The 23,006-nt window shown below is 67.1% G+C and carries 21 protein-coding genes; 13 read left to right on the top strand and 8 right to left on the bottom strand.

Features of this window, described 5'->3' with window-relative positions:
• Positions 1-303 precede the first annotated feature (303 nt).
• From BST38_RS21200 to BST38_RS21170, 7 genes are read left to right on the top strand one after another with little or no spacing between them, the layout of a single operon-like run.
• On the top strand, positions 304-846 hold the full coding sequence (locus tag BST38_RS21200) for a carboxymuconolactone decarboxylase family protein (protein WP_083145449.1): 543 nt from the start codon (positions 304-306) through the stop codon (positions 844-846).
• 8 nt (positions 847-854) lie between these two features.
• Positions 855-2,189 carry an aromatic ring-hydroxylating oxygenase subunit alpha gene (locus BST38_RS21195; RefSeq protein ID WP_083145448.1) on the top strand — a complete coding sequence of 445 codons (1,335 nt, stop codon included), beginning with the start codon at positions 855-857 and terminating at the stop codon, positions 2,187-2,189.
• A complete protein-coding gene (locus BST38_RS21190) occupies positions 2,182-2,535 on the top strand; it encodes a hypothetical protein (protein ID WP_083145447.1) in 354 nt (117 codons plus the stop codon). The genes BST38_RS21195 and BST38_RS21190 overlap by 8 nt, the downstream gene beginning before the upstream one ends.
• A complete protein-coding gene (locus BST38_RS21185) occupies positions 2,535-3,791 on the top strand; it encodes a metal-dependent hydrolase family protein (RefSeq protein WP_083145446.1) in 1,257 nt (418 codons plus the stop codon). Before BST38_RS21190 ends, BST38_RS21185 begins: the two co-directional genes overlap by 1 nt.
• Positions 3,775-4,266 (top strand): nuclear transport factor 2 family protein, encoded by a 492-nt coding sequence (locus BST38_RS21180; RefSeq protein ID WP_083145445.1) that lies wholly within the window; start codon positions 3,775-3,777, stop codon positions 4,264-4,266. Before BST38_RS21185 ends, BST38_RS21180 begins: the two co-directional genes overlap by 17 nt.
• Positions 4,263-5,387, top strand: coding sequence for an acyl-CoA dehydrogenase family protein (locus BST38_RS21175; RefSeq protein ID WP_083145444.1), 1,125 nt, complete (start codon positions 4,263-4,265; stop codon positions 5,385-5,387). The genes BST38_RS21180 and BST38_RS21175 overlap by 4 nt, the downstream gene beginning before the upstream one ends.
• Before the next feature lie 14 nt (positions 5,388-5,401).
• Positions 5,402-6,202 (top strand): acyl-CoA dehydrogenase family protein, encoded by an 801-nt coding sequence (locus BST38_RS21170; RefSeq protein ID WP_083145458.1) that lies wholly within the window; start codon positions 5,402-5,404, stop codon positions 6,200-6,202.
• An 88-nt stretch (positions 6,203-6,290) separates the two neighbouring features.
• Here the strand turns inward: BST38_RS21170 and BST38_RS21165 are convergent, their stop codons facing one another.
• Positions 6,291-7,073, bottom strand: coding sequence for an enoyl-CoA hydratase (locus BST38_RS21165; protein ID WP_083145443.1), 783 nt, complete (start codon positions 7,071-7,073; stop codon positions 6,291-6,293).
• A 168-nt stretch (positions 7,074-7,241) separates the two neighbouring features.
• Here BST38_RS21165 and BST38_RS21160 point away from each other — a divergent pair, with 168 nt between their 5' ends.
• The 5 genes from BST38_RS21160 (at position 7,242) to BST38_RS21140 (ending at position 12,871) form a co-directional block, all read left to right on the top strand.
• Positions 7,242-7,961: a TetR/AcrR family transcriptional regulator gene (locus BST38_RS21160; protein ID WP_083145442.1), complete on the top strand. Its 720-nt coding sequence runs from the start codon at positions 7,242-7,244 to the stop codon at positions 7,959-7,961.
• A 257-nt stretch (positions 7,962-8,218) separates the two neighbouring features.
• Entirely contained in the window at positions 8,219-9,424 is a 1,206-nt protein-coding gene (locus BST38_RS21155) for a cytochrome P450 (protein ID WP_083145441.1), read from the top strand.
• 48 nt (positions 9,425-9,472) lie between these two features.
• Positions 9,473-10,312 carry a mycofactocin-coupled SDR family oxidoreductase gene (locus tag BST38_RS21150; protein WP_083145440.1) on the top strand — a complete coding sequence of 280 codons (840 nt, stop codon included), beginning with the start codon at positions 9,473-9,475 and terminating at the stop codon, positions 10,310-10,312.
• Between the two features lie 6 nt (positions 10,313-10,318).
• Positions 10,319-11,392: a phosphotransferase gene (locus tag BST38_RS21145; protein ID WP_083145439.1), complete on the top strand. Its 1,074-nt coding sequence runs from the start codon at positions 10,319-10,321 to the stop codon at positions 11,390-11,392.
• 54 nt (positions 11,393-11,446) lie between these two features.
• Positions 11,447-12,871: a WS/DGAT/MGAT family O-acyltransferase gene (locus BST38_RS21140; RefSeq protein ID WP_083145438.1), complete on the top strand. Its 1,425-nt coding sequence runs from the start codon at positions 11,447-11,449 to the stop codon at positions 12,869-12,871.
• A gap of 13 nt (positions 12,872-12,884) precedes the next feature.
• Here the strand turns inward: BST38_RS21140 and fadD12 are convergent, their stop codons facing one another.
• Both fadD12 and BST38_RS21130 read right to left on the bottom strand, forming a co-directional pair.
• Positions 12,885-14,507 (bottom strand): acyl-CoA ligase FadD12, encoded by a 1,623-nt coding sequence (gene fadD12, locus BST38_RS21135; protein ID WP_083145437.1) that lies wholly within the window; start codon positions 14,505-14,507, stop codon positions 12,885-12,887.
• On the bottom strand, positions 14,504-15,301 hold the full coding sequence (locus BST38_RS21130) for a lysophospholipid acyltransferase family protein (RefSeq protein ID WP_083145436.1): 798 nt from the start codon (positions 15,299-15,301) through the stop codon (positions 14,504-14,506). The genes fadD12 and BST38_RS21130 overlap by 4 nt, the downstream gene beginning before the upstream one ends.
• Before the next feature lie 61 nt (positions 15,302-15,362).
• Here BST38_RS21130 and BST38_RS21125 point away from each other — a divergent pair, with 61 nt between their 5' ends.
• Positions 15,363-16,433, top strand: coding sequence for an NAD-dependent epimerase/dehydratase family protein (locus BST38_RS21125; protein ID WP_083145435.1), 1,071 nt, complete (start codon positions 15,363-15,365; stop codon positions 16,431-16,433).
• Here BST38_RS21125 and BST38_RS21120 read toward each other — a convergent pair.
• The 5 genes from BST38_RS21120 to BST38_RS21100 are packed head-to-tail and all read right to left on the bottom strand — an operon-like array spanning position 16,430 to position 22,970.
• Positions 16,430-17,236, bottom strand: coding sequence for an SDR family NAD(P)-dependent oxidoreductase (locus BST38_RS21120; protein ID WP_083145434.1), 807 nt, complete (start codon positions 17,234-17,236; stop codon positions 16,430-16,432). The genes BST38_RS21125 and BST38_RS21120 overlap by 4 nt on opposite strands.
• Before the next feature lie 8 nt (positions 17,237-17,244).
• Entirely contained in the window at positions 17,245-19,665 is a 2,421-nt protein-coding gene (locus tag BST38_RS21115) for a CaiB/BaiF CoA-transferase family protein (protein WP_083145433.1), read from the bottom strand.
• A 6-nt stretch (positions 19,666-19,671) separates the two neighbouring features.
• Positions 19,672-20,637, bottom strand: coding sequence for an enoyl-CoA hydratase/isomerase family protein (locus tag BST38_RS21110; RefSeq protein ID WP_083145432.1), 966 nt, complete (start codon positions 20,635-20,637; stop codon positions 19,672-19,674).
• Positions 20,638-20,647: 10 nt separating this feature from the next.
• On the bottom strand, positions 20,648-21,784 hold the full coding sequence (locus BST38_RS21105; RefSeq protein ID WP_083145431.1) for a M24 family metallopeptidase: 1,137 nt from the start codon (positions 21,782-21,784) through the stop codon (positions 20,648-20,650).
• 10 nt (positions 21,785-21,794) lie between these two features.
• The gene (locus BST38_RS21100) at positions 21,795-22,970 is read right to left on the bottom strand and encodes a M24 family metallopeptidase (protein ID WP_420872575.1); all 1,176 of its coding nucleotides are present in this window, start codon (positions 22,968-22,970) and stop codon (positions 21,795-21,797) included.
• Between the last annotated feature and the right edge of the window lie 36 nt (positions 22,971-23,006).

The following is a 23,006-nucleotide window of genomic DNA, read 5'->3' as shown; positions in this document are numbered from 1 at the left end:
GTGATCGTCGACGCTGATCAGGATCATGTCCTCTTTGTTCACAACGGCACTCCTTCCGTCCCGCTGCGCTGCGGGACATGCGGTCCAGGCCTTTTGTTCTCCTTGTAAGGAAACTAGCTTCTCCAAGAGTGAGAATCAACGTCCGATACCGATATCTGTGCTGGCTGGCGGCAACACCGCTGCTCGACGAGCGGTGCCGTTGATCAGCGGTTCAGCCCCCGAGCGTTGACGCCGAACACGAAAAGTGGAAATCTACTACCGGAATATGAGAACCTGATTCTCATGAGTGAGAGGAGCCCGTCGGTGCGAGTGGCACCCCTGCCGGCCGACCAGTGGGACGAGGCCGTCGACAAGGCACTGTCCGGGCTGATGCCGGCCGAGATGCGCAACCCGGACGTGGCAGGCAACCTCGTCGCGACGCTGGTGCGGCATCCGAAGCTCACCCGGTCGTTCCTTCGGTTCAACTTCCACCTGCTGTACGGCTCGACACTGCCGGAGCGGCTGCGTGAACTCGCCGTGCTGCGCATCGCACACGTGAGCAACTGCGAGTACGAATGGCGCCACCACGTCGGCATGGGCCGCGAAGCCGGACTGACCGACGAGATCATCGACGGCATCACGCGCGGCGAGGCCGCCGACGATCTCGACCGTGCGGTGCTCACCGCGGTCGACGAACTACAGAAGGACGCGGTCGTCTCCGACGCGACATGGACAGCGCTGTCCGCCCACCTCGACGAGCGCCAGCTGATGGATCTCGTCTTCACGATCGGTTGCTATGGCGCACTGGCCATGGCCATCAACACCTTCGGCGTACAACCCGACGCCAACACGGATGCAGAGAGGTAGCGAACCCCATGGCACATTTCCCGAAGCCTGACGTCGGCAGCTGGACCGAGAACTGGCCGGAGCTGGGCACAGCGCCAGTGGATTACACCGACTCCATCGACCCGGAGCAGTGGAAGCTGGAGCAGCAGGCCATCTTCCGCAAGACCTGGCTCCATGTCGGGCGCGTGGAGCGGCTGCCCAAGGCCGGCAGCTACTTCACCCGGGAGATGCCGTCCGTCGGCCAGGGCACGTCGATCATCATCAACAAGGACAAGGACGGAACCGTCCGCGCCTTCTACAACCTGTGCCGCCACCGCGGCAACAAGCTGGTCTGGAACGACTATCCCGGCGAAGAGGTTTCAGGATCGTGCCGGCAGTTCACCTGCAAGTACCACGCCTGGCGCTACGCGCTCAACGGCGATCTGACGTTCATCCAGCAGGAGGACGAGTTCTTCGACGTCGACAAGGCCGACTACCCGCTCAAGCCGGTGCGCTGCGAGGTCTGGGAAGGCTTCATCTTCGTCAACTTCGACGATGACGCCGAGTCGCTGGAGGACTACCTCGGCGAATTCGGGCAGGGCCTCAAGGGTTACCCGTTCCACGAGATGACCGAGGTCTACAGCTACCGCTCCGAGATCAACGCGAACTGGAAGCTGTTCATCGACGCGTTTGTCGAGTTCTACCACGCTCCGATCCTGCACATGAAGCAGGCGACGCCCGAGGAAGCCGCCAAGCTTGCCAAGATCGGCTTCGAGGCCCTGCATTACGACATCAAAGACCAGCATTCGATGATCTCGTCCTGGGGCGGCATGAGCCCGCCGAAGGACCTCAACATGGTCAAGCCGATCGAGCGCATCCTGCACAGCGGGCTGTTCGGCCCGTGGGACCGCCCCGACATCAAGGGCATCCTCCCCGACGAACTGCCGCCGGCAGTCAACCCAGCCCGCCAGAGGACCTGGGGCCAGGACTCTTTCGAGTTCTTCCCGAACTTCACCCTGCTGCTGTGGGTGCCGGGCTGGTACCTGACCTACAACTACTGGCCCACCGGCGTGGACACCCATATCTTCGAGTGCAACCTGTACTTCGTACCGCCGAAGAACACCCGCCAGCGGCTGGCGCAGGAGCTCGCAGCGGTCACGTTCAAGGAGTACGCGCTGCAGGACGCGAATACCCTGGAGGCGACGCAGACGCAGATCGGAACCCGGGCGGTCACCGAGTTCCCGTTGTGCGACCAGGAAGTGCTGCTGCGTCACCTGCACCACACCGCGCACAGATATGTCGACAAGTACAAGGCCGAGCAGGCCGCCAAGGCCGGGACCAACGGATCTGCCGCGAAGAGCGAGAAGGACGCCGCACATGTCTGAGACGAACGGAACCACCGAACGCCTGCTGCCCGAGGAGTTCGCCGACCTCGAGCGGTTCAAGGACTGGATCCTCCCGACCGAGCCGGAGCGCTACGCCAAGCGGCTTGCCTCGACGATGGAGGAGATGCAGGACCTCTACGACGTCGGCCTGGCGCGCCTGGAGGACGTGATGGTCTACCTGGACGCCCGATTCCCGTTGCACGACATGCCCGATGACGCCAAGCGCCTGATGCACCTGATGCAGTCGGTTGTGATGGTGAGCTTCCCGGTGGAGGTCTGGAAGCAGCCCCGCGTCCTCGACAGCGGGGCCGCGTGGGTCGAGATCATCCGGGAGCCGGTGGTCTAGTGCCGCTGACCCTCAAAGCTGCGGGTCTGCTCGACGTCGATGCCGGGGAGATCATTCGCCCCGGCATCGTCCACGTCGACGGCGACCGCATCGTCGGTGTCGGCGCCGGCAAATCAGACCCCAACGGGGGTTCTCCCCCGCCCGACTCGGAGGTCATCGACCTCGGTGACTCGATCCTGTTGCCGGGGCTGATGGACATGGAGGTCAACCTGCTGATGGGCGGGCGCGGCGAGACGCCGGGCCTGTCCCAGGTGCAGGACGATCCGGCCACGCGCGTGCTGCGTGCGGTGGGCAACGCCCGCCGCACACTGCGGGCCGGCTTCACGACGGTCCGCAACCTCGGATTGTTCGTCAAGACAGGCGGTTACCTGCTCGACGTCGCGCTCGGCAAGGCCATCGCGGCCGGCTGGATAGAAGGCCCCCGGGTGATCCCGGCCGGGCATGCAATCACCCCGACCGGCGGCCACCTCGACCCGACGATGTTCGCGGCGTTCATGCCGGGTGTGCTCGAGCTGACCGTCGAGGAGGGCATCGCCAACGGAGTCGACGAGATCCGCAAAGCGGTGCGTTACCAGATCAAGCACGGCGCCGAGCTGATCAAGGTGTGCTGCTCGGGTGGCGTGATGTCGCTGACCGGAGAAGCCGGCGCACAGCACTATTCGGACGAGGAGCTTCGCGTCATCGTCGATGAGGCGCATCGCAGGGGGCTGCGCGTCGCGGCCCACACCCATGGCGCCGAGGCCGTCAAGCACGCCGTCGAATGCGGTATCGACTGCATCGAGCACGGCTTCCTGATGGACGACGAGGCGATCCAGATGCTGGTCGACAATGACAGGTTCCTGGTGTCGACGCGCCGGCTCGCCGAGTACATGGACGTCTCCAAGGCCCCGAAAGAGTTGCAGGCCAAGGCCGCCGAGATGTTCCCGAAGGCGCGCACGTCGATCAAGGCCGCCTACGAGGCCGGGGTCAAGATCGCGGTGGGCACCGATGCGCCTGCGATCCCGCACGGCCGCAACGCCGACGAACTCGTCACACTGGTCGATTGGGGTATGCCCGCGGCCGCCGTGCTGCGGGCCGCCACCGTCGTGGCCGCCGATCTGATCAACCGTCCGGATACGCTCGGGCGTCTCGCCGAAGGCTATCTCGCCGACATCATCGCGGTCCCCGGCGACCCGCTCGCCGATATCGCCGTTACACGCGATGTCAACTTTGTAATGAAGGACGGTAAGGTCTTCAAGAATGACGTCACGCACTGAGGATCTCGTCGAGATCCAGCAGCTTCTGGCCAAGTACGCGGTCACGATCACCCAGGGCGACATCGACGGGCTGATCTCGGTGTTCACCCCGGACGGCACGTACAGCGCGTTCGGCTCGACGTACACGCTGGCGCGCTTCCCCGAACTCGTCGACGCCGCCCCGAAGGGGTTGTTCATGACCGGGACGTCGCTGGTCACGCTCGACGCCGATGATCCGGACAAGGCCATCGGCACCCAGCCGTTGTGTTTCATCGAGCACTCCAAGCACGACATGCGCATCGGGTACTACAACGACACCTATGTGCGCACCGAGGACGGCTGGCGGCTGAGAACCCGTGCCATGACCTTCATTCGACGCTCGGGCGAGCACGACTCGGGACGTCCGCACGCGATCGGGAGGCCTGACGGCGATGTCGCCGCCGGGGTAGCTCCGCACGACGATGTCGCCGCCGGGGCGGCTCCGGAGGCCCGATGAGCACCGATCTCTTCGAACCCGCGACGTTCCGCACGGAGCTGCGGAAGTGGCTCGACGAGAACGACCTGACCCCCGGCGACGATCACTCCCTGCAGGCGCACATCAAACAGTTCGCCAGGGTGCAGCGGGCGCTGTACGACGCCGGCTGGAGCCGTTACGGATGGCCGGAACACGCTGGCGGACTGGGCGGTCCGGTGATCCTGCGGGCCATCGTCGGCGAGGAGGTGGTCGGCCGGCGGCTGGCCGAGCCGGGTCCGTACTCGATGCTCGAAGTGCTGGCGCCGACGATGATCGACTACGCGCGTCCTGAACTCGCCGCGGAGATGGTGCCCAGACTGCTCAGCGGTGAAGAGCAATGGTGCCAGGGCTTTTCCGAGCCGGGATCGGGCAGCGACCTGGCGTCGCTGACCACGCGCGCGGTGCTCAAGGGCGACAAGTGGGTGATCAACGGCCAGAAGGTGTGGACGAGTTTCGCCCAGTTCTCGCACCGATGCGTGCTGCTGACCCGTACCGGCGACGCGGACACCCCCAACCACCAGGCGATCACCGCGTTCTTTGTCGACGTGGACACCCCGGGGATCACGGTGCGCCCGCTGCGCACCATGCACGATGTCGACGAGTTCTGCGAGGTGTATTTCGACGATGTCGAGGTCGACGCCGACCGGATGCTCGGCAACGTCGGCGACGGCTGGCAGCTCGCGATGGACCTGCTGCCCTACGAACGCTCGACGTGTTTCTGGCAACGGATCGCCTATCTTTACTCCCGCTTCGACGCGTTGGTCGACGAGGTGAAACGGCAAGGGCAGAGCATCGATTCGGACATGGGCGAGGTCTATCTCGCGCTGCACACGCTGCGGTGCCGGTCCCGCGCGACCCAGCACCGGCTGGCCGAGGGCCACAAGCTCGGTCCGGACACCTCGATCGACAAGGTGCTGCTGGCCGGCGCCGAGCAGCGGCTCTACGACACCGTGCGTGACCTGCTGCCCGGCGCCATCGAGCTCGACGACGGCGAATGGCGCACCGAATACCTGTACTCGCGCGCGGCCACGATCTACGGCGGTACCGCCGAGGTCCAACGCAACATCATCGCGCGTCGACTGCTCGACCTCGGAAAGGAGTGAGGATGGCCGCCCAGATGGACGAGTCGTCGCTCGAGATGCTCGAGGCCTCGCTGCGCAAGAGCATGCTCTCCTCGTCGGGTCCGGCGCTCGATGCCGCGCTGACCGAGATGGGCTGGGCGGACATGCTTTCGGAGATGCCCGAGGTGGCGGTGCCGCTGGTGTTCCGGCTGCTCGGCGAAACCGGCTCGCACGCATCGGCTCTCGTCGACGTGGTGCTGCACGCGACCGGCAACACGATCGGCGACACCGTGGAACTTCCGCTCCCCTATGCCGGGAACTCCTGGGTGGTGTGGGACCGGATCAGCGCCGAGGCCACCGACCCCACGCTGAGCGGGCTGCCGCTTCGCCGCGAGGAGGAGGGCTACCCGATCCGGGTGGCCGAGGCGCGGATGGCCGTCGGCTGGTGGCTGGTCGGCTCGGCGCGCGCGATGCTGAACCTGGCGCGCCAACATGCGCTGGACCGGGTGCAGTTCGGCAAGCCGATCGCGTCGTTCCAGGCGGTACGGCACCGATTGGCCGAGACGCTGGTCGCGATCGAGGGCGCCGAGGCCACGCTGAATCTGCCCAGCGCCGACAATCCCGATCTGAGCTCGCTGCTCGCCAAGGCCGCCGCGGGCAAGGCCGCGCTCACCGCGGCCAAGCACTGCCAGCAGGTGCTCGGCGGTATCGGCTTCACCGAGGAACACGATCTGCAGCACCACATCAAGCGCGCGCTGGTGCTCGACGGGTTGCTCGGCAGCTCTCGGGAATTGACCCGCAGGGCGGGAGCGGGTCTGCGGGCCCGCGGCTCGGTCCCCCGCCTCGCCCAGCTGTAGCCCTTTCCCTTTTGCGCGAGCGTGCGCAAAGTGCGTGCTGTCCCCCGCGTGTCGGCCGCGGACACGCACGCTCGCCCAGTGGTTCGGCCTACTTTATGTTGGCCTTCATCTCTTCGAGGTTCACCAGGACCGGCCAGCCGCCCACGCTCAGCGCGTTGCCGTGCCCGGTCTGGTGTACGTCGAACACCGACTGGATCGCGGCGTAGAAGCCCTGGACGTCCAGGGTCTGGTTGACCGCCCGCTTGGCCTGGCGCAACGCGAACGGCGGCATCTTGGCGATCTGCTCGGCCAGCGCCCTGGTCTCGGCGTCCAGCTGATCACGCGGCACCACACGGTTGACCATCCCGGTTGCCGCGACCTCGTCGGCCGACATCGCCCGGCCGGTGAACAGGATCTCCTTGGCCTTGCGCGGCCCGAGTTCCCACGTGTGCCCGTGGTACTCGACACCGCCGATGCCCATCAACACCACCGGGTCGGAGAACTGGGCGTCATCGGAGGCGATGATCAGGTCGCACGGCCAGCACAGCAGCAGGCCGCCGGAGATACACCGGCCCTGCACCGCGGCGATGGACGGCTTCGGCACATTGCGCCAGCGCAGCGTGTACTCCAGGTAGCGCTTGGCCTCGTGCTGGATGATGAACTCCAGCGTGATCTTGTCCGGGACGGGCCCGCCGCCGCGCAGATCGTGTCCCGCGGAGAAGTGCTTGCCGTTCGCGCGCAGCACGATCACCGACACCTCGCTGTCCTCCGCAGCGCGAGTCCACGCCGCGTCGAGCTCGTCGAGCAGCTCGGGGTTCTGCGCGTTGGCAGCCTCGGGCCTGTTCAGCGTGATGGTCGCGATCCTGTCGGAGACGTCATAGTCGATGTACACGGCAGTCCTCGGGTTCCGGAGGGACGATGGTTGGCCAGCGGTTATGTGGGCCCGACGCCCGCACGGCCAGACTTGGGCCTTCTGTTATCACCGAAATGAGAATACTATTCTCGTGATGAGGAAGTTACAATCTCTGACACGCTCGCCGAGAGGGGGTCGACGGCCGCTATGGCAAGACGTTCTCCGGTACAGTCAGTTCATGTTCTCCCCAGCCGGCCTGCATCCGAGCCCCCGGTGACGACGCCTAGCGAAGAACCGGCGTGGAAGCAGCGTGCGGTCGAACGTTCGATCAAGACGGCCAAACTGCGGGCCGCCCAGCGCGTGCAGCGTTTCCTCGACGCCGCGCAGGCCATCATCATCGAAAAGGGTAGTACCGACTTCACCGTCCAGGAGGTCGTGGATCGGTCGCGGCAGTCGCTGCGCAGCTTCTACCTGCAGTTCGACGGTAAGCACGAGCTGCTGCTCGCCCTGTTCGAGGACGCGCTGAGCCGGTCGGCCGAACAGATCCGGGCTGCCACGTCGGGCGAAGAAGAACCCATCGAGCGCCTGAAAGTGGCGATCCAGCTGCTGTTCGAGTCCTCGCGACCCGATCCGGCGGCCAAGCGCCCCCTGTTCACCGACTTCGCTCCACGCCTGCTGGTCTCGCATCCGTCCGAGGTCAAGGTGGCCCATGCGCCGCTGCTCGCCCTGCTCACCGAGCTGATGGAAGAGGCCAGCGAAGCGGGTCAGCTCCGCGCCGGCATCAACCCGAAGCGGATGGCCGCGATGACCATGCAGACGGTGATGTTCGTCGCCCAGTCGAGTGGTGACACCGACGAGAACGCCGCCCACCCGATCACCGCGGACGAGGTCTGGGACTTCTGCGCGCACGGGTTCGCCGCCGAATAGCGCGAGAATCACCCTTTAACTCGTCGAGAACGATATTTTCGGACTCGAACGTCCTTGCTCTCCCTCACGTGCGCAACTCGCTTGCGCGGATTTTGCGAGAGCGTGGTTCTTTGTAACAGAGAGCCACGATTGCCTTCAGCGAGTTCGCCATTGACACTCGCGTATCACCGATGACACAGTTGTGAGACAAATTGCAGCCCGATGTCTTACGCAAAAGCATGTCTTACGCAAAAGACTGATCCCAGCGAGAGGGAACCGTGACGATCAGCGCTGACGACTCCGACGTGCAGGACTCCGCCACCGACGAGTTGTACTACGACCCCTACAGCGTCGACCTCAACATGAACCCGTACGCGGTGTTCGCCCGCCTCCGCGAGGAGGCTCCGCTGTACTACAACGACAAGCACGACTTCTATGCGCTCAGCCGCTACGAGGACGTCAACAAAGGGGTCATCGACCACGAGACCTTCATCTCCGGCCGGGGCGCTCTGCTGGAGATCATCAAGTCCGGCATGGAGATTCCGCCCGGCACACTGATCTTCGAAGACCCGCCGATCCACAACATCCACCGAAATCTGCTGTCGCGGGTGTTCACCCCGCGCAAGGTGCAGGCGCTCGAACCGCAGATCCGCGAGTTCACCTCCCGCTGCCTGGATCCGGTCATGGGTACCGGCAACTTCGACTTCGTCAAGGATCTCGGCAACCAGATGCCGATGCGTGTGATCGGCATGCTGCTGGGCATCCCCGAAGAGGACCAACGGCGCGTCACCGACCACGGCGAGGCGACCCTGCAAGGCGATACGGTCGACCTGATGGCCACCGGCGAGGTGTTCGCGGAGTTCATCGACTACCGCACCGAACATCCGTCCGACGACATCATGACCGACCTGCTCAACGCCGAGTTCGAGGACGAGACCGGCACCGTACGCCGGTTGAGCCGCGAGGAATTGTTGATGTACCTGACGGTCATCGCGACCGCGGGCAGCGAGACCACCACCCGCCTGATCGGTTGGGCGGGCAAGACTCTCGCCGATTACCCGGACCAGCGCCGCGAGCTCGCGGAGAATCCCGCATTGATCCCGGCGGCGATCGAGGAGATCCTGCGCTGGGAGCCGCCGGCGCTGCAGATCGCCCGCTACGTGACGCGCGACGTCGAGTACCACGGCCAGACGGTGCCGGCGGGCTCGGCAATGCTCATGCTGGTCGGGGCCGCGAACCGCGACCACCGCCGGTTCCCGCCCAACGGCGACGTCTTCGACATCCATCGGGAACTGCGGTCGCACATGACCTTCGGCGCGGGAACCCACTTCTGCATGGGTAACGCGCTGGCCCGCCTGGAGGGCAAGGTCGCCCTCGAAGAAATCCTGAAGCGATTCCCGACCTGGGACGTCGACTGGGCGAACGCCAAACCGTCCCAGACCACAGCCGTCCGCGGCTGGGAATCCATGCCGACGTTCATCTGATCTGCATCCATCAGCGAAACACCCACCACCACTTAAGGACTGACACCCATGGCAGGACGCGTAGAAGGCAAGGTCGCTTTCATCACCGGTGCGGCACGCGGGCAGGGCCGCGCGCACGCGGTAAGGATGGCGCAGGAGGGCGCCGACATCATCGCGGTCGACATCTGCAGGCAGGTCGAAACCGTCGACAAGATCGCCGCCTCCACTCCCGAGGACCTGGCCGAGACCGCGGATTTGGTCAAGAACGCGGGCCGCCGGATCTACACCGCCGAGGTCGACGTCCGTGACTACGACGCGCTGAAGGCCGCCGTCGACGCCGGTGTCGAGGAGTTCGGCCGGCTCGACATCATCGTGGCCAACGCCGGCATTGGCAACGGAGGTCAGACGCTGGACAAGACCAGCGAAGAGGACTGGAACGCGATGATCGACGTGAATCTCAGCGGCGTGTGGAAGACGGTGAAAGCCGGTGTGCCGCACATCCTCGAAGGCGGGCGTGGCGGATCGATCATCCTGACCAGCTCGGTCGGCGGCCTGAAGGCCTACCCGCACACCGGCCACTACATCGCGGCCAAGCACGGCGTCGTCGGCCTGATGCGCACCTTCGCCGTCGAACTCGGCGCCCAGAACATCCGGGTCAACTCGGTGCACCCGACGAACGTGAACACCCCGCTCTACATGAACGAGGGCACGATGAAGCTGTTCCGACCCGACCTGGAGAACCCGACCGCCGACGACATGAAGATCGTCGCGCAGCTGATGCACACGCTGCCGATCGGCTGGGTGGAGCCCGAGGACATCGCCAACGCGGTGCTGTTCCTGGCCTCCGACGAGGCCCGCTTCATCACCGGTGTCACGCTGCCGGTCGACGGCGGCAGCTGCCTGAAGTAGACGTCGATGACCGCACCCGAGCTCTCGATCCCGCAGGGCTGGGACGAGATCTCCCCTGAGTGGATGACTTCGGCTCTCGCGCACCATTTTCCGGGAGCCGAAGTCGGCGGCGTCACCGTCGCCCTGCGTGACGACGGCACCAATCGCCGGGCCCGGCTGGCGTTGAGCTACGCGGCAGGCTCCGGCCCGGCGACGGTGTTCGCCAAGGCGGTCGATCCCGAACACGCCGACCTCGTCGCGCTGACCAGCGGTCTGTACCACGAGCCGCGGCTTTTCCTGTCGGGGGCGAACCTGCCGCTGGACCATCCCACGGTGTACACCGCGATCGTCGACGAGAGTCGCCGCGACTTCCTGATGATCATGGAGGACGTCGTCGCCAGGGGCGCCGACCCGCGTGACTCGACCCGCCCGATGACCGTGGAGCAGGTCGCCGCCGGAGTCCGCGGCCTGGCACGGTTGCACAGCGAGCACTGGGGCGAAAGGCTCACCGGCAACCCCGGCCTCGGCTGGGTCGAGCCGTTCGTCGCGTTCGAGGGCCTGGAGTACGCCCAACTGGACATCGCGCACGAGCGGCTCGGCGACTCGGTGTCCGGCGAGATCCTGGCGATGAGCGGAAAGGATCTGTTCGTCGACGTGTGGGCGCGCTACATCGGCTCGCTGACCGCCTCGGTGCCGACACTGCTGCACGGCGATCCGCACATCGGGAACACCTACGTGCTCCCGGACGGCACGGTCGGCTTCCTGGATTGGCAGATGGTGCGGCGGGGAAGCTTCTCGCTGGACCTCGGGTATTTCCTTCAGGGTGCGCTCACGATCGACGACAGACGCGCCGCCGAACGCGACCTGATCGACGAGTACCTCGGTGCGCTGCGACTGCCCGCCGCCGAACTACCGACGCAGCAGGACATCTGGCTGGGCTACCGGGCGTCGGTGGCCCACGGGCTGGCGATCTGGATGGCGACGCTGTCCGGCGGTGATGCGTGGCAGCGGGCGGACATCTGCCTGGCGTTCGCCCAGCGCTACGCCTCGGCGTTCATCGACCTGGACACCCGCGAGGCGCTCGAGACGCTCTGCGGCTGACGCATTCGGCGAATCGACGGTGATCATGTCGACCGGGTGGTTGCATGGTTGACCATGAAGCGACTCAACGGCATGGACGCCATGCTGTTGTACAGCGAGACCCCGAACCTGCACACCCACACCCTCAAGGTCGCCGTCATCGACACCTCAGAGTTCGACGGCGACTTCGGATTCGAGGTGTTCCGCCAGACCATCGCCCGGCGACTGCATCTGCTCGATCCGCTGCGATACCGGCTGGTCGACATCCCGTGGCGGCTGCACCATCCGATGTGGATGCAGGACTGCCCGGTCGACTTGGACTACCACCTGCGGCGGGTCCGTGTCCCGGCTCCGGGTGGGCGTCGCGAACTCGACGCGGTGATCGGCCAGATCGCCAGCACACCGCTGGACCGCAGCAGGCCGCTGTGGGAGTTCCACTTCGCAGAAGGCCTGGCGGCCGACCGGTTCGCGTTGATCGGCAAGGTGCACCACACCCTCGCCGACGGCGTCGCATCGGCGAATCTGCTTGCGCGACTCATGGATCTGGTCGACGCGCCCCAGGATGAACGCGACGAACCGCTGCAGGCCTGCGAGGAGCCGTCCCCCGGGGACCTGCTGTGGGAGGCCCAGCGTGATCATTTTCAGAACATCGCCGAGCTACCCGGGCTGATCTCCGACATCGCGCGCGGGGTGGTCCGGCTGCGCAGGCGTTCGAAGGAGCGCCGCAAGGTGGCCGATCTGGCCAAGCCGTTCAACGCCCCGCCGACGTTCCTGAACCACGTGGTGTCCCCGGTACGGACCTTCGCCACCGCGACGCTGTCGCTGGCCGAGGTGAAAGAAACCGCCAAACACCTCGGGGTGACGTTCAACGATGTCGTACTGGCTGTGGCCGCGGGCGGACTGCGTGAGCTGATGCTGCGGTACGACGGTCACGCCGACCGACCGATCCTGGCGACGGTACCGGTGAGCACGGACCGGTCGACCGAGCGGATCACCGGCAACGAGATCGGCGGGATGATGGTGTCTCTGCCGGTGCACATGCCCGACCCGATGGAGCGGGTGAAGCTGACCTCGGTGGCGTCCACGCGCGCCAAGGAGACCAACGACCTGCTGGGCCCGACACTGCAGGGGCGACTGCTGGAGTACCTTCCGCCACCGTTGGCGCCCGCATTGTTCAAGGCACAGGCCAAACGCGCCGACCACAACCGGCTGATGAACGTCGCGATTTCGAACGTCCCAGGGCCGAGACAGCGTGGCCACATCGGCGGCGCCCCGGTCAGCGAGATCTATTCCGTCGGTGTGCTTTCGGCGGGCAGCGCGTTCAACATGACAGTGTGGAGCTACGTCGACCAACTCGACATCGCGGTGCTCTCCGACGATCGCACGTTCGCCGAACCGCATGAGTCGACCGATGCGATGGTGCACGCCTTCGACGAGCTGCGGCAGGCGTGCGGGTTGCCCGCCGCGACCACCGTGGACACCGCGCTACCACCGGCGTAGTCGCCGGATCGGTTCAGTTGCCCCGCAATTCGTTGCGCAGAATCTTTCCCGTACTACCGCGCGGCAGTTCCGGCAGGATCGTGATCTCCCGCGGCACTTTGTAATTGGCCAGGTTGTCGCGCACGTGCTGCTTGAGGTCGTCGGGGTTCACCGAACTGCCGTCGGTCAGCACGACGAACGCGGCCAGTCGCTGACCGTACTCGGCGTCGTCGACCCCGAGCACGGTGGCTTCGGCGACCTCGGGGTGCACCGTCAGCGTCTTCTCGACCTCGATCGGGTACACGTTCTCCCCGCCGGAGACGATCATCTCGTCATCGCGGCCGACGACGAACAACCGGCCGGCGTCGTCGAGATAGCCCAGATCGCCGGAGGCCATGAACCCGTCGTGGAAAGCTTTGTCCGTCCCGGCCGAGCCTTCGGTGTATCCGTCGAACAACGTCCCACTCCGCACGAAGATCTGCCCGACCTCCCCGGGCGGCAGTTCTCGGTGCTCGGCGTCGAGGATGCGCAGTTCCGTACCGTCGGCGGGCCGGCCCGCGGTGTCGGGCGCGGCACGGAGGTCCTCTGGTGTGGCCGTGGCGATCATGCCGGCCTCGGTCGCGTTGTAGTTGTTGTAGATGACGTCGCCGAACTGGTCCATGAACGCGGTGACGACGTCGGGACGCATCCGCGACCCCGACGCGGTCGCGAACCGCAGGGACTTGCCGCTGTAGCGGTTCCTGATCTCCTCGGGCAGGTCCATGATGCGGTCGAACATCACCGGCACGACCGCGAGACCGGTGGCCTGGTATTTGTCCACCAGCGCGAGGGTGGCGGCGGGGTCGAACTTGCGGCGGGTCACGATCGGGCACGCCAGCAGCGCGGCGAACAGCAGTTGCGAGAAACCCCACGCATGGAACATCGGCGCCGCGATCACGATCGGTTCCTCGGCGCGCCACGGCGTCCTGTCCAGCACGGCCTTGAGGTCGCCCGCACCGCCGCTGCCGGCAGATCGTTTGGCGCCCTTGGGACTTCCGGTGGTCCCCGAGGTCAGCAGGATGACGTCACTCTTGCGGGTGGCGGGCTGCGGCCGCTGCCCGAGGTGAGCGGTGATCAACGACTCGACGGTCACGGCGTTCGCGGGCTCGTCCACCCAGGCCAGGATCCGCCGGGCCTGCGGGCGGTCGGTCAGCGCGCGGTCGACGGTCGGCGCGAACTCCTGGTCATAGATCACGACATCGGCGCCCTCGCGCTCGATGACCTCTTTCATCGCCGGGCCGGCGAACGAGGTGTTCAACAGCAGCACGTCGGCGCCGATGCGGTTGGCGGCGACCAGCGCCTCGATGAACCCGCGATGGTTGCGGCACATCACCGCGATGGTGGACAGGCCGGAGTCCTCCGCATCCTTCTGCAACGCGACCCCGAGGGCGTCACAGCGGTCGTCGAGTTCCCGCCATGTCAGCGTGCCGAGTTCGTCGATCACGCCCGGTGCGTCGGGACACCGCTGCGCGGCGGTCGCGAAGCCGATGGTGGCGTTCACACCCGCTCTTCGCACGGCCAGCCCCATCCGCAGGTAGCGGTCCGGGCGCAACGGCGCGATCAATCGCGCACGCCACAGCGTCGAGAGCAACCCGACCTGGTCTGCCACGGCGCTCATCCCAGCACCGGGAATCGCCGCTTGCGCGCCAACTCGTCGAGCGCGGTCTGCATGGTGGCCCGCACGTACTGGTCGACCTCGTCGATGTCGGGGTCGTCGCCGAACCGCGCCACGATGTCGACCGGTTCGAGCACCTGGGTGACGATCTTGGACGGCAGCGGCAGGTTCGGCGGGAAGATGACCGACAGGCCGAACGGGAAGCCGATGCTGACAGGCAGGATCTCCATCCTCGCTCGGGTCAGCCCGATGCGGCGGGCGATCGAATCGCCACGGGCAAGGAACATCTGGGTCTCCTGCGCGCCGATCGACACCACGGGGACGATCGGAACACCCGCCTCCAGCGCGGTGCGCACGTAGCCGGTACGGCCGGCGAAGTCGACTTTGTTCGCCGTCAGCGTCGGCCGGTAGGAGTCGTAGTCCCCACCGGGGAACACCAGTACCACCGCTCCGGATCGCAGGGCATCCGCGGCGTTCTCGCGCGTCGCCTCGATCACCCCGGCGCGGCGCAGCAGGTCGCCCAGCGGTCCGATGAACACCCCGTAGTGCGCGAGCGTGTAGAGCGGGCGGTCGAACCCGAAGCGTTCGTAGAAGGCCGGGGCGAACACCATCACGTCCGGGGTGAGCATGCCGCCCGAGTGATTCGACACCACAAGTGCCCCACCACTGTCCGGGAGCGAATCCATGCCGTGCACATCCGCGCGGAAGTATCGTCGGATCAACGGACCCACCCAGTCGGTGATCTGACGGGTGAAGGCGGGGTCCCACTTGGCCGTCTCGGCGCGCTCGTCGGACATGGTGGCGGATATGCTACTCTCCTAAAAGGAGAATGTCATATCCGCAGGTAGGAGGCTTTGGATGGCGAGTGCGTCCGGTACGGTGCTCGTCACCGGAGGCTTCGGCCTCGTCGGTTCGGCCACTGTCCGCCGATTGGCCGAACTGGGCCGCAGCGTCGTGGTCGCCGACCTCGACACACCGGCGAATCGATCGGCGGCCCAGCACCTACCGTCCGGGGTAACCGTTCGGTGGGCAGATCTAACCAACGCCGAGCAGACCGCACAGCTCGTCGCCGACGTGGCCCCCGCGGCGATCATCCATCTCGCGGCGATCATCCCGCCCACGATCTACAAGAATCGGGCGCTGGCCCGTCGCGTCAACGTCGACGCGACGGCGACTCTGGTCAAGATCGCCGAAGCGCAGCCCACTCCCCCACGGTTCGTCCAGGCGTCGAGCAACGCGGTCTACGGCGCACGCAATCCACACAAGGCGACCGGACCGGTCACCGCGGACATGCCGATGAAACACTCCGATCTCTACAGCAGTCACAAGGCCCAGGCCGAGGAGATCGTGCGGGCGTCGTCCCTGGAATGGGTGGTGCTTCGGCTCGGCGGAGTGTTGAGCGTCGACCCCAAGGCGATCCCGTTCAACGCCGACGCTCTCTACTTCGAGAGCCTGCTCCCCGTCGACAACCGGGTACACAGCGTCGACGTCCGCGACGTCGCATGGGCGTTCGCCGCCGCGACGACGGCCGACGTGGCCCGCGAGATCCTGCTGATCGCCGGTGACGACTCACACAAGCTGTCCTACGCCGACATCACCCCCGCGCTGGCCGCGACCCGAGGGATCAAGGGCGGGCTGGTACCGGGGCGCAAGGGCGACCCCGATGACGACGACGCATGGTTCGTCACCGACTGGATGGACACCACCCGCGCGCAGGAGGCCCTGCAGTTCCAGCACTATTCGTGGCAGGCCATGCTCGACGAGGCCAGCCGCAACGCCGGGCCGTCGAAGTATGTGCTGCCGCTGCTGTCCCCGTTGATCCGTGCGGTGCTCAAGCGCCGCGGCGCCTACTGGAAACAACCCGGCCGGTACGCCGATCCGTGGGGAGCGATCAAACGCCGGCTCGGCGACCCCGCACCTGACGCCTAACCGGGCCCGAGCGTCGGCACCCCGGTGGCCGGGTGGAAGTACCAGCCGCCACTGGCCTCGGTGCCGCCGTCGACGTGGATCGTCTGCCCGGTGATGTAGCTCGACATGTCCGAGGCGAGAAACACCGCCGCGGAGGCCATCTCGTCGACATGGCCGGCACGCCGCATCGGCACCATCTGGGCCATCGACTCGGACAGATCACCGACGGCGAGGGCCTGCAGGCCCTCGGTCATGGTGAGATCCGGCGCCAGTGCGTTGACGCGGATGCGGTGCGGGGCGAGTTCGAAGGACGCCGTCTGGGTGTAGTTGACCACACCGGCTTTGGCCGCGGCGTAGGCCGCGTACCCGGGGGCGGCACGGCTGCCCTCGATCGACGTCACGTTGATGACACTGCCCGGCTCTCCGGCATCGACCAGCCTGCGGGCGACCCGCTGCGTGCACAACAGGACATGGCGCAGGTTGCTGCGGTACAACGCGTCCCAGCCGTTCTCCGAAGTGTCCAGCAATGCCGAACGGAACGTGCCGCCGGCGTTGTTGACCAAGACCGACACCGTGCCGAGCTCACTTTCGGTGCGCGCGAGTGCCGCGTCGACGGCCGCGGCGTCGCGGACGTCGACGGCCAGACCGAGCGCGCCGATCTCCGCTGCGGCGGCCGCGCACGTATCGGGATCGCGCTCCCAGATCGCCACCGAGGCACCGAAAGCCGCCAGCCCCCGAGCGATTCCTCGGCCGATGCCGGCGCCCCCGCCGGTGACCACGGCGACGCGGCCGGTGAGCAGGACGTCCGACGGTGAGATGACCATGACGCAGGTTAGCGCGCGGGCGCGGTCCCGATGACGCCATCGGCTTCCAGCGCGGCGATCTCGGCGTCGCCCACGCCCAGCTCGCGCAGCACCTCCGCATTGTGCTGGCCGAGCAGTGGCGCCGGCGCGGTGTGCACGCGGCGCGGGCCGCGGCTGCTGCGAAACGGCACCGTGCTGTGCGGGGTGGGCGGGTTGACCGGGTGCTCGACCGTCTCGAAGAAGCGACGCGCCGCGAGCTGCGGGATCTCGGTCTGGCGGTGCGGCTGCAGCACCTTGGCGACCGGGACTCCGTTGTCCCACAACGCCTCGACGATCTGGTCCCGGGTGCGTTCGGCACACCACGCCGACAGGTGCCGGTCGATCGCGTCGTGGTGGGTGCGCCGCCCCGCCGCGGTCATCAGGTCGTCGGCCATCGCCCAGTCCGGCGCGCCGATCGCCTGACGCAGACCCACCCACTGCTCGTCGGTCGCCACCGCGACCGCCACCCAGCTGTCGGCACGACCGAACTCGTCGATCTCGTTGGACAGGTACAGATTCTGCGGCGCGGCGGTGGGTCCGCGGTTGCCGTCACGGTGCAGCACCGCACCATGGGCGGAGTATTCGATCACCTGCTCGGCGGCCACGCTCAACGCGGCGTCGACCATCGCGGCCTCCACCATCGAGCCGTCCCCGGTGCGCCGGCGGTGCTCCAGCGCGATCAGGATCGCGTTGAACGCGTGGATACCCGCGTTGGGATCGCCCACCGAATACGGCTCGAACGGGTTGAGGTCGGGATAGCCGGTGAGCCAGCTGATTCCGGCCGCGGCCTCGATGACGTAGGCGAACGCCGGGTTGTCGCGCCACGGTCCCTCGAGACCGAAACCGGGCATGCGGGCCATCACGATGTCGGGCTTGATCTGTCTGACCGCGTCGTAGGTCAGGCCCATGCTCTCGATCACCCGCGGGGTGAAGTTCTCCACCAGCACATCCGCCGTCGCGATCAACCGTTTGAGCAGGTCCCGGCCGGCCTCGGTGGACAGGTTCAGCGTGATGCCGCGTTTGTTGGTGTTCAGCCCGGAGAAGATCGGTGACTGCTCCCACCAGTTGTCCTCGGTGACCGGGATTCCGGCGATCAGCCGGGTGCCGTCGGGATGGCGGGTGGACTCCACGTGGATCACGTCGGCGCCGAGCATCGCCAGCAGATGCGTGCAGCTCGGGCCCGCCCAGAATGTCGTCATGTCGACCACCCGCAACCCGGCGAACGGCAGGGCGTCGTCTCGCGAGACCGCCTCCACGGTAGCGCCGGCGCGCTGATCGCGACCGTGCCGGCGGTCTCGCGAACGGTAGAGGTCGGTGTGCTCCCCCAGGCGCGGCGCGGGTTCGGGGTGACGCAACGCGTCCACCGAGATCCGGTACGGCGCGGCGGGTTGGGTGAATCCGTCGCGCGGGTTGACGACGAACGACCGGCGCGCGACGTAGTGGTCGAGCCGTTCGACGTTGGCGCCGTTGGCCACCGGGGCGTTCGGGATCCGGAATGCGGTGGCCAGGTCCCGGATCTCGTCGACGGTCTGCTCGGCCACCCAAGCGTAGAGCTCCTCGGCTTTCTCGTTGGCCTGCTGGGTGATCGACAGCGGCGACTCCTCGTCGATCCATTCGACATGGCCGGTCATCGCGCACAGGTCGAACCACTGTTGCGCGGTCCCGCAACCGATGTCGACCAGGCCGTCTTTCGCCCGCGCGATGCCGGGGACGGTCAGCCTGCGGGCATCGCGCCACGGCCGGCCCAGCATCGCGAAATAGCTGACCGGGTAGTAGGTCAGGCCCAGGATGTCGGTTTCGAGCATCGACAGATCGACCAGCTCGCCGCCGCCGCGCATCCGAGACGCCAGTGTCGCCGCACTCGCGTAGGCGCCGGCCAGATACTCGCCGACCTGTCCGCCGACGTAGACGGGCGCCCGGTCGGGCGCGCCACGGCCCAGCCCGACGATGCCGCCCGACCATGCCTGCAGGGTGAACTCTGTTGCGGGACGGTCCTTCCACGGGCCGTCCAGGCCGAACGGGGTGATCGCGGTGACGGTCAGGTGGGGGTGACGCTCGCTGATCGCCGCCGGTGCGAACGCGGCCAGGCCGGCCACCCCTGGTCCCGTGGACCAGATCACCGCGTCGGCCTCCGCGAGCAGCGCGTCCACGAACTCGGTGTCGGTGCACGGGTCGGCGACCACGGAACGCTTCGAGCATGCGAGGTAGGAGAACAATGCCCCGTCGGTGCCGTCGACGATATCGGCACCGGATGCCGACCACCGGCGCAGCGGATCTCCTTGCGGGGGTTCGACCTTGGCCACTTCCGCGCCGCCGTCGGCGAGCAGTTTGGTGCAGTAGGCCCCGGCGATCCCGCTGGACAGGTCGACGACGACGTATCCCGAGAGCGGCAGATCAGGCGGTGGAGACAACGAGCCCTAGTCCTCTTTGGCCCGGTTGCGCTTGCTCAACCGGAACTCGGGCGGGAACTTGTTGTCGTTGTCGTTGACGGCCGCCGACAGTCCGCTGTCGATCGACTCGAACATGTCCAGGTCGTCGTCGCTGTCGTTGGCGACCCCATTGCCCATCGACTCGAAGAACGCGCTCAGCAGGCTGCCCATGTATTCGCCCTGCTGCTGTTTGAAGATCTCGAAGAACATCTTCTGCTGGAACACCGTGTCCACCGGGCGGTTCCGGGCGCACGCCAGCGCGTACTTCTGTGTCTCGGCCTCCAGTTGGTCGCGCGCGACCACCTTGTTCAGGAAGTTGCAGTCGTACATCTCGGCCGCGGTGAACGGACGGCCGGTGAACACCATCTCCTGGAACTTGCGCAGCCCCATCATCTGCACCCAGGTCCACATCCGCGGACCCCACCCGTGGTAGCGGAAGGACGGATGCCCGAACAGCGCGTCGTCGGACGAGATCACCAGGTCGGCGTCGGCGCACTGGTAGAAGTGCCAGCCGTAGCAGTACCCCTTGGCCTCGACGATGCTGATCTTCTTGAAGTCCTGCAGCGCGCGGTTCCCCGCTTGGGAGTTGGCGTACCAAGCGCTGATGGTGGCCCCGTTGCGGAACGTCCCCTTCGGCGGATACGTCACCTCACCGACGCCGTCATCTTCGAGGCGCAGCTCCGCGAGTCGCGCCGCGGGGTTGTCGTTGCCCTCCATGAACTCCGGGAGATCGGCACCGCTGCCGAGGTTGTCGCCGACACCGCGGATGATCACGACCTTGACGTCGTTGTCGGTGTTGGCCGCGCGCAGCACGTCCGCATACCGCAGCCGGGCCAGCGATGTCGGCGCGTTGAGGAACTCCGGCCGGTTGAACGTGATGGTCGCGATCTTGGTCCTGGGGTCCTTCTCGTAGAGGATGATCTCCTCGGGAGACGGCCGCCTGTTCTCCGACACGTATGTCCTCTCAGCCGATTCCGGCGGTTGTCCGGGCCCACCCCGGGCTGGATGTCAGCACTTCGGGACCGTCCTCGCCGATCAGCACGGCGTCGCGGTGGAAGACCGCGCCCACGCCGGGCTCCCACACATAGGCCGTGACCGCCAGCACCGTGCCGGGGTCGAGGCGCTCGTCGGCGCAGCTCTGTGGCAGGTCCGGGGAGATCACCGGCGGGTCGAAGCCGAGTCCGAGGCCGTGCGCCACGGGGATGGGCGGCAGCGCCTCGCCCGCGGCGTCGTAGGCGGTGAGCAGGCCGGTGGCCGACGCGCCGGGGCGGCAGACGTCGATCAGGCGCTCCCACAGGTCATGTGCGCGACGGAACAGCGCATCCGCGCCAGGGACCTCCCCGACCGGCCAGGTGCGGCCGACCTCACCGACGTAACCGTCGGCCAGCGCACCCGCCGCGAACGCGACCAGGTCGCCTTCGGCGATCCGGCGATCGCGTCGACCGACCCGCCAAGCGTGGTCACGGGAGGTGATCCACGCGCCGTCCTGGGTGGCCGATGTGCTGTACCCGCCCGCGGTCATCGCCTCCATCAGCACGCCGTTGAGCGCCTGTTCGGTGGCGCCCACCGCGAGTTCGGAGACGGCCGCGGCCAGGCCGTGCTCGGCGACGCTCAGCGCGCCGCGCAGCACGCGCAGTTCGTCGGCGGTCTTCGTGCGGCGCGCGGCCCTCATCGCGATCTCGGCGTCGACGAGTTCGGCGTTCGGGAACGCCATCGGCAGCAGCTGCGCGAACGTCGGCGAGATCGCATCGGTCCCGACGCGCTTCGCCTGCGCCGCGCCGTCGATGCCCTTGAGTACGTCGATCAGGGTCATCGGGTTCCAGGCCAGACCGTACAGGTGGTCGTGGCCGATCTCCTCCGGGATGCCCTCGTCCCAGCTGCTGTTCAGGTGGATCTCTCCGGTGGCCCGCACGAGCACGCAGATCGGCGCGAACGGACGGGTGCCCGCGACCCAGAGCTGCGGGGCACCGGTCACGTAGCGGATGTTGGCCTGCCGGCCCAGCACGAGCACGTCGAGGTCGTGGGCCGCCATCTGGGCCAGCGCGCGTTCGCGCCGCCCCGTGCGGAGGGTGAGGTCGTCACAGACGATTTCGATTGCCATGTCGCGGTTCTCAGCTCAGTCCGTAAGGGGCGTAAGGGTAGTCGGTGATGGACTGGTAACCGTCCTCGGTGATGACCACGATCTCCTCGCTTCGGTAGCCCCCGGTGCCGTCCTCCCAGACGACGGGCTCCAGCACCAGCAGCATGTTCGCCGGGAACACGAAGTTGTCGTCGAACTCCTCGCCGAGATCGGTGCCGATCATCGGCATCTCGGCGGCGTTGGTGCCGATCCCGTGACCGAGGTAGAAGTGCGGCAGCCACGGCTTCTTCCCGCCGTTGGCGGCGATCGCCGCGCGCGCCAGATCCCCGGAGGTGGCCCCGGCCTTCGTTACGGCCAGCACCGCGTCGAGGATTTCGCGCCACTTCGCGAAGTTCGCATTCTGTTCGGGGGTCGGGTCCTGGCCCACGACCCAGGTACGGCCCCAGTCGGAGCAGTACCCCTCATAGGTGATGCTGATGTCGGTCCACAACACGTCACCCTTGTCCAGTGGCTTCTCCGTCGGCAGCAACGGCAGCGCCAGGTCACCGGTCGTGGTCCACACCGAACCACTGCTCCGCGTCGTCGGCATCACCTGCCAGATCGCCTCGATCATGTTCGTCGTCGCGCCGAGTTCGAACGCCCGCCGCACGAACCGCGCCGAGAGGTCCATCTGGCTCACGCCGGGGGCCACCGCGGGCTGAACGTCGAGCAGCGCCTGCTCGGTGATGCGGCAGGCCCGGCGGACGCCGGCGATCTGGTCGATGGTCTTGACGAGCTTCGCCGGTCCGATCACCTGGGCGGCGTCCGACGGCGGCCCGGACGGGAACAGCCGGCCCGCGGCGCGCCGCATGGCCCCGGTCAACTCGTCGACGGCCACCGTCGCGCCCGCCGGGACGAGGTCGGCCATCACCGTGGCGAAATGGTCTACCCCCTCGTCGAATTCGAGGTACAGCGGGCCGTGGACGTGATCATCGGGGACCTCGGTGTCGAACGCACTGCCCTCGCGGAACGGCATGTACAGGTGCGGATGCTCGTCGTCGGCCAGCACGATGGCGACCGGACGCTCGACGTGGGACAGCCCTGCGTCCAGCAGCGGCCAGCTGGCACCGGTCGCGTAGACCACGTTGCCGTTGCCGAGCAGGACGAGGGCGTCGACGCCCTTCTCCCGCATCGACGTCCGCAGCCGCGCACCGCATTCGCGGTACATCCGGGCCCGGTCGGGAACGTCCGGGATGTCGAGGAG

Source organism: Mycolicibacterium parafortuitum (genome assembly GCF_002086815.1).
GTDB lineage: Bacteria > Actinomycetota > Actinomycetes > Mycobacteriales > Mycobacteriaceae > Mycobacterium > Mycobacterium parafortuitum.
The sequence above is the reverse complement of the archived record's forward strand: the minus strand, read 5'-3'. Positions and strand labels throughout refer to the sequence as shown.

Coding starts and splice junctions, on each gene's coding strand:
- BST38_RS21195 (WP_083145448.1), top strand. CDS start 855: ATGGCACATTTCCCGAAGCCTGACGTCGGCAGCTGGACCGAGAACTGG.
- BST38_RS21190 (WP_083145447.1), top strand. CDS start 2,182: ATGTCTGAGACGAACGGAACCACCGAACGCCTGCTGCCCGAGGAGTTC.
- BST38_RS21180 (WP_083145445.1), top strand. CDS start 3,775: ATGACGTCACGCACTGAGGATCTCGTCGAGATCCAGCAGCTTCTGGCC.
- BST38_RS21175 (WP_083145444.1), top strand. CDS start 4,263: ATGAGCACCGATCTCTTCGAACCCGCGACGTTCCGCACGGAGCTGCGG.
- BST38_RS21170 (WP_083145458.1), top strand. CDS start 5,402: ATGGACGAGTCGTCGCTCGAGATGCTCGAGGCCTCGCTGCGCAAGAGC.
- BST38_RS21160 (WP_083145442.1), top strand. CDS start 7,242: ATGGCAAGACGTTCTCCGGTACAGTCAGTTCATGTTCTCCCCAGCCGG.
- BST38_RS21150 (WP_083145440.1), top strand. CDS start 9,473: ATGGCAGGACGCGTAGAAGGCAAGGTCGCTTTCATCACCGGTGCGGCA.
- BST38_RS21145 (WP_083145439.1), top strand. CDS start 10,319: ATGACCGCACCCGAGCTCTCGATCCCGCAGGGCTGGGACGAGATCTCC.
- BST38_RS21140 (WP_083145438.1), top strand. CDS start 11,447: ATGAAGCGACTCAACGGCATGGACGCCATGCTGTTGTACAGCGAGACC.
- fadD12 (WP_083145437.1), bottom strand. CDS start 14,507: ATGAGCGCCGTGGCAGACCAGGTCGGGTTGCTCTCGACGCTGTGGCGT.
- BST38_RS21130 (WP_083145436.1), bottom strand. CDS start 15,301: ATGTCCGACGAGCGCGCCGAGACGGCCAAGTGGGACCCCGCCTTCACC.
- BST38_RS21125 (WP_083145435.1), top strand. CDS start 15,363: ATGGCGAGTGCGTCCGGTACGGTGCTCGTCACCGGAGGCTTCGGCCTC.
- BST38_RS21120 (WP_083145434.1), bottom strand. CDS start 17,236: ATGGTCATCTCACCGTCGGACGTCCTGCTCACCGGCCGCGTCGCCGTG.
- BST38_RS21105 (WP_083145431.1), bottom strand. CDS start 21,784: ATGGCAATCGAAATCGTCTGTGACGACCTCACCCTCCGCACGGGGCGG.
- BST38_RS21100 (WP_420872575.1), bottom strand. CDS start 22,970: ATGTACCGCGAATGCGGTGCGCGGCTGCGGACGTCGATGCGGGAGAAG.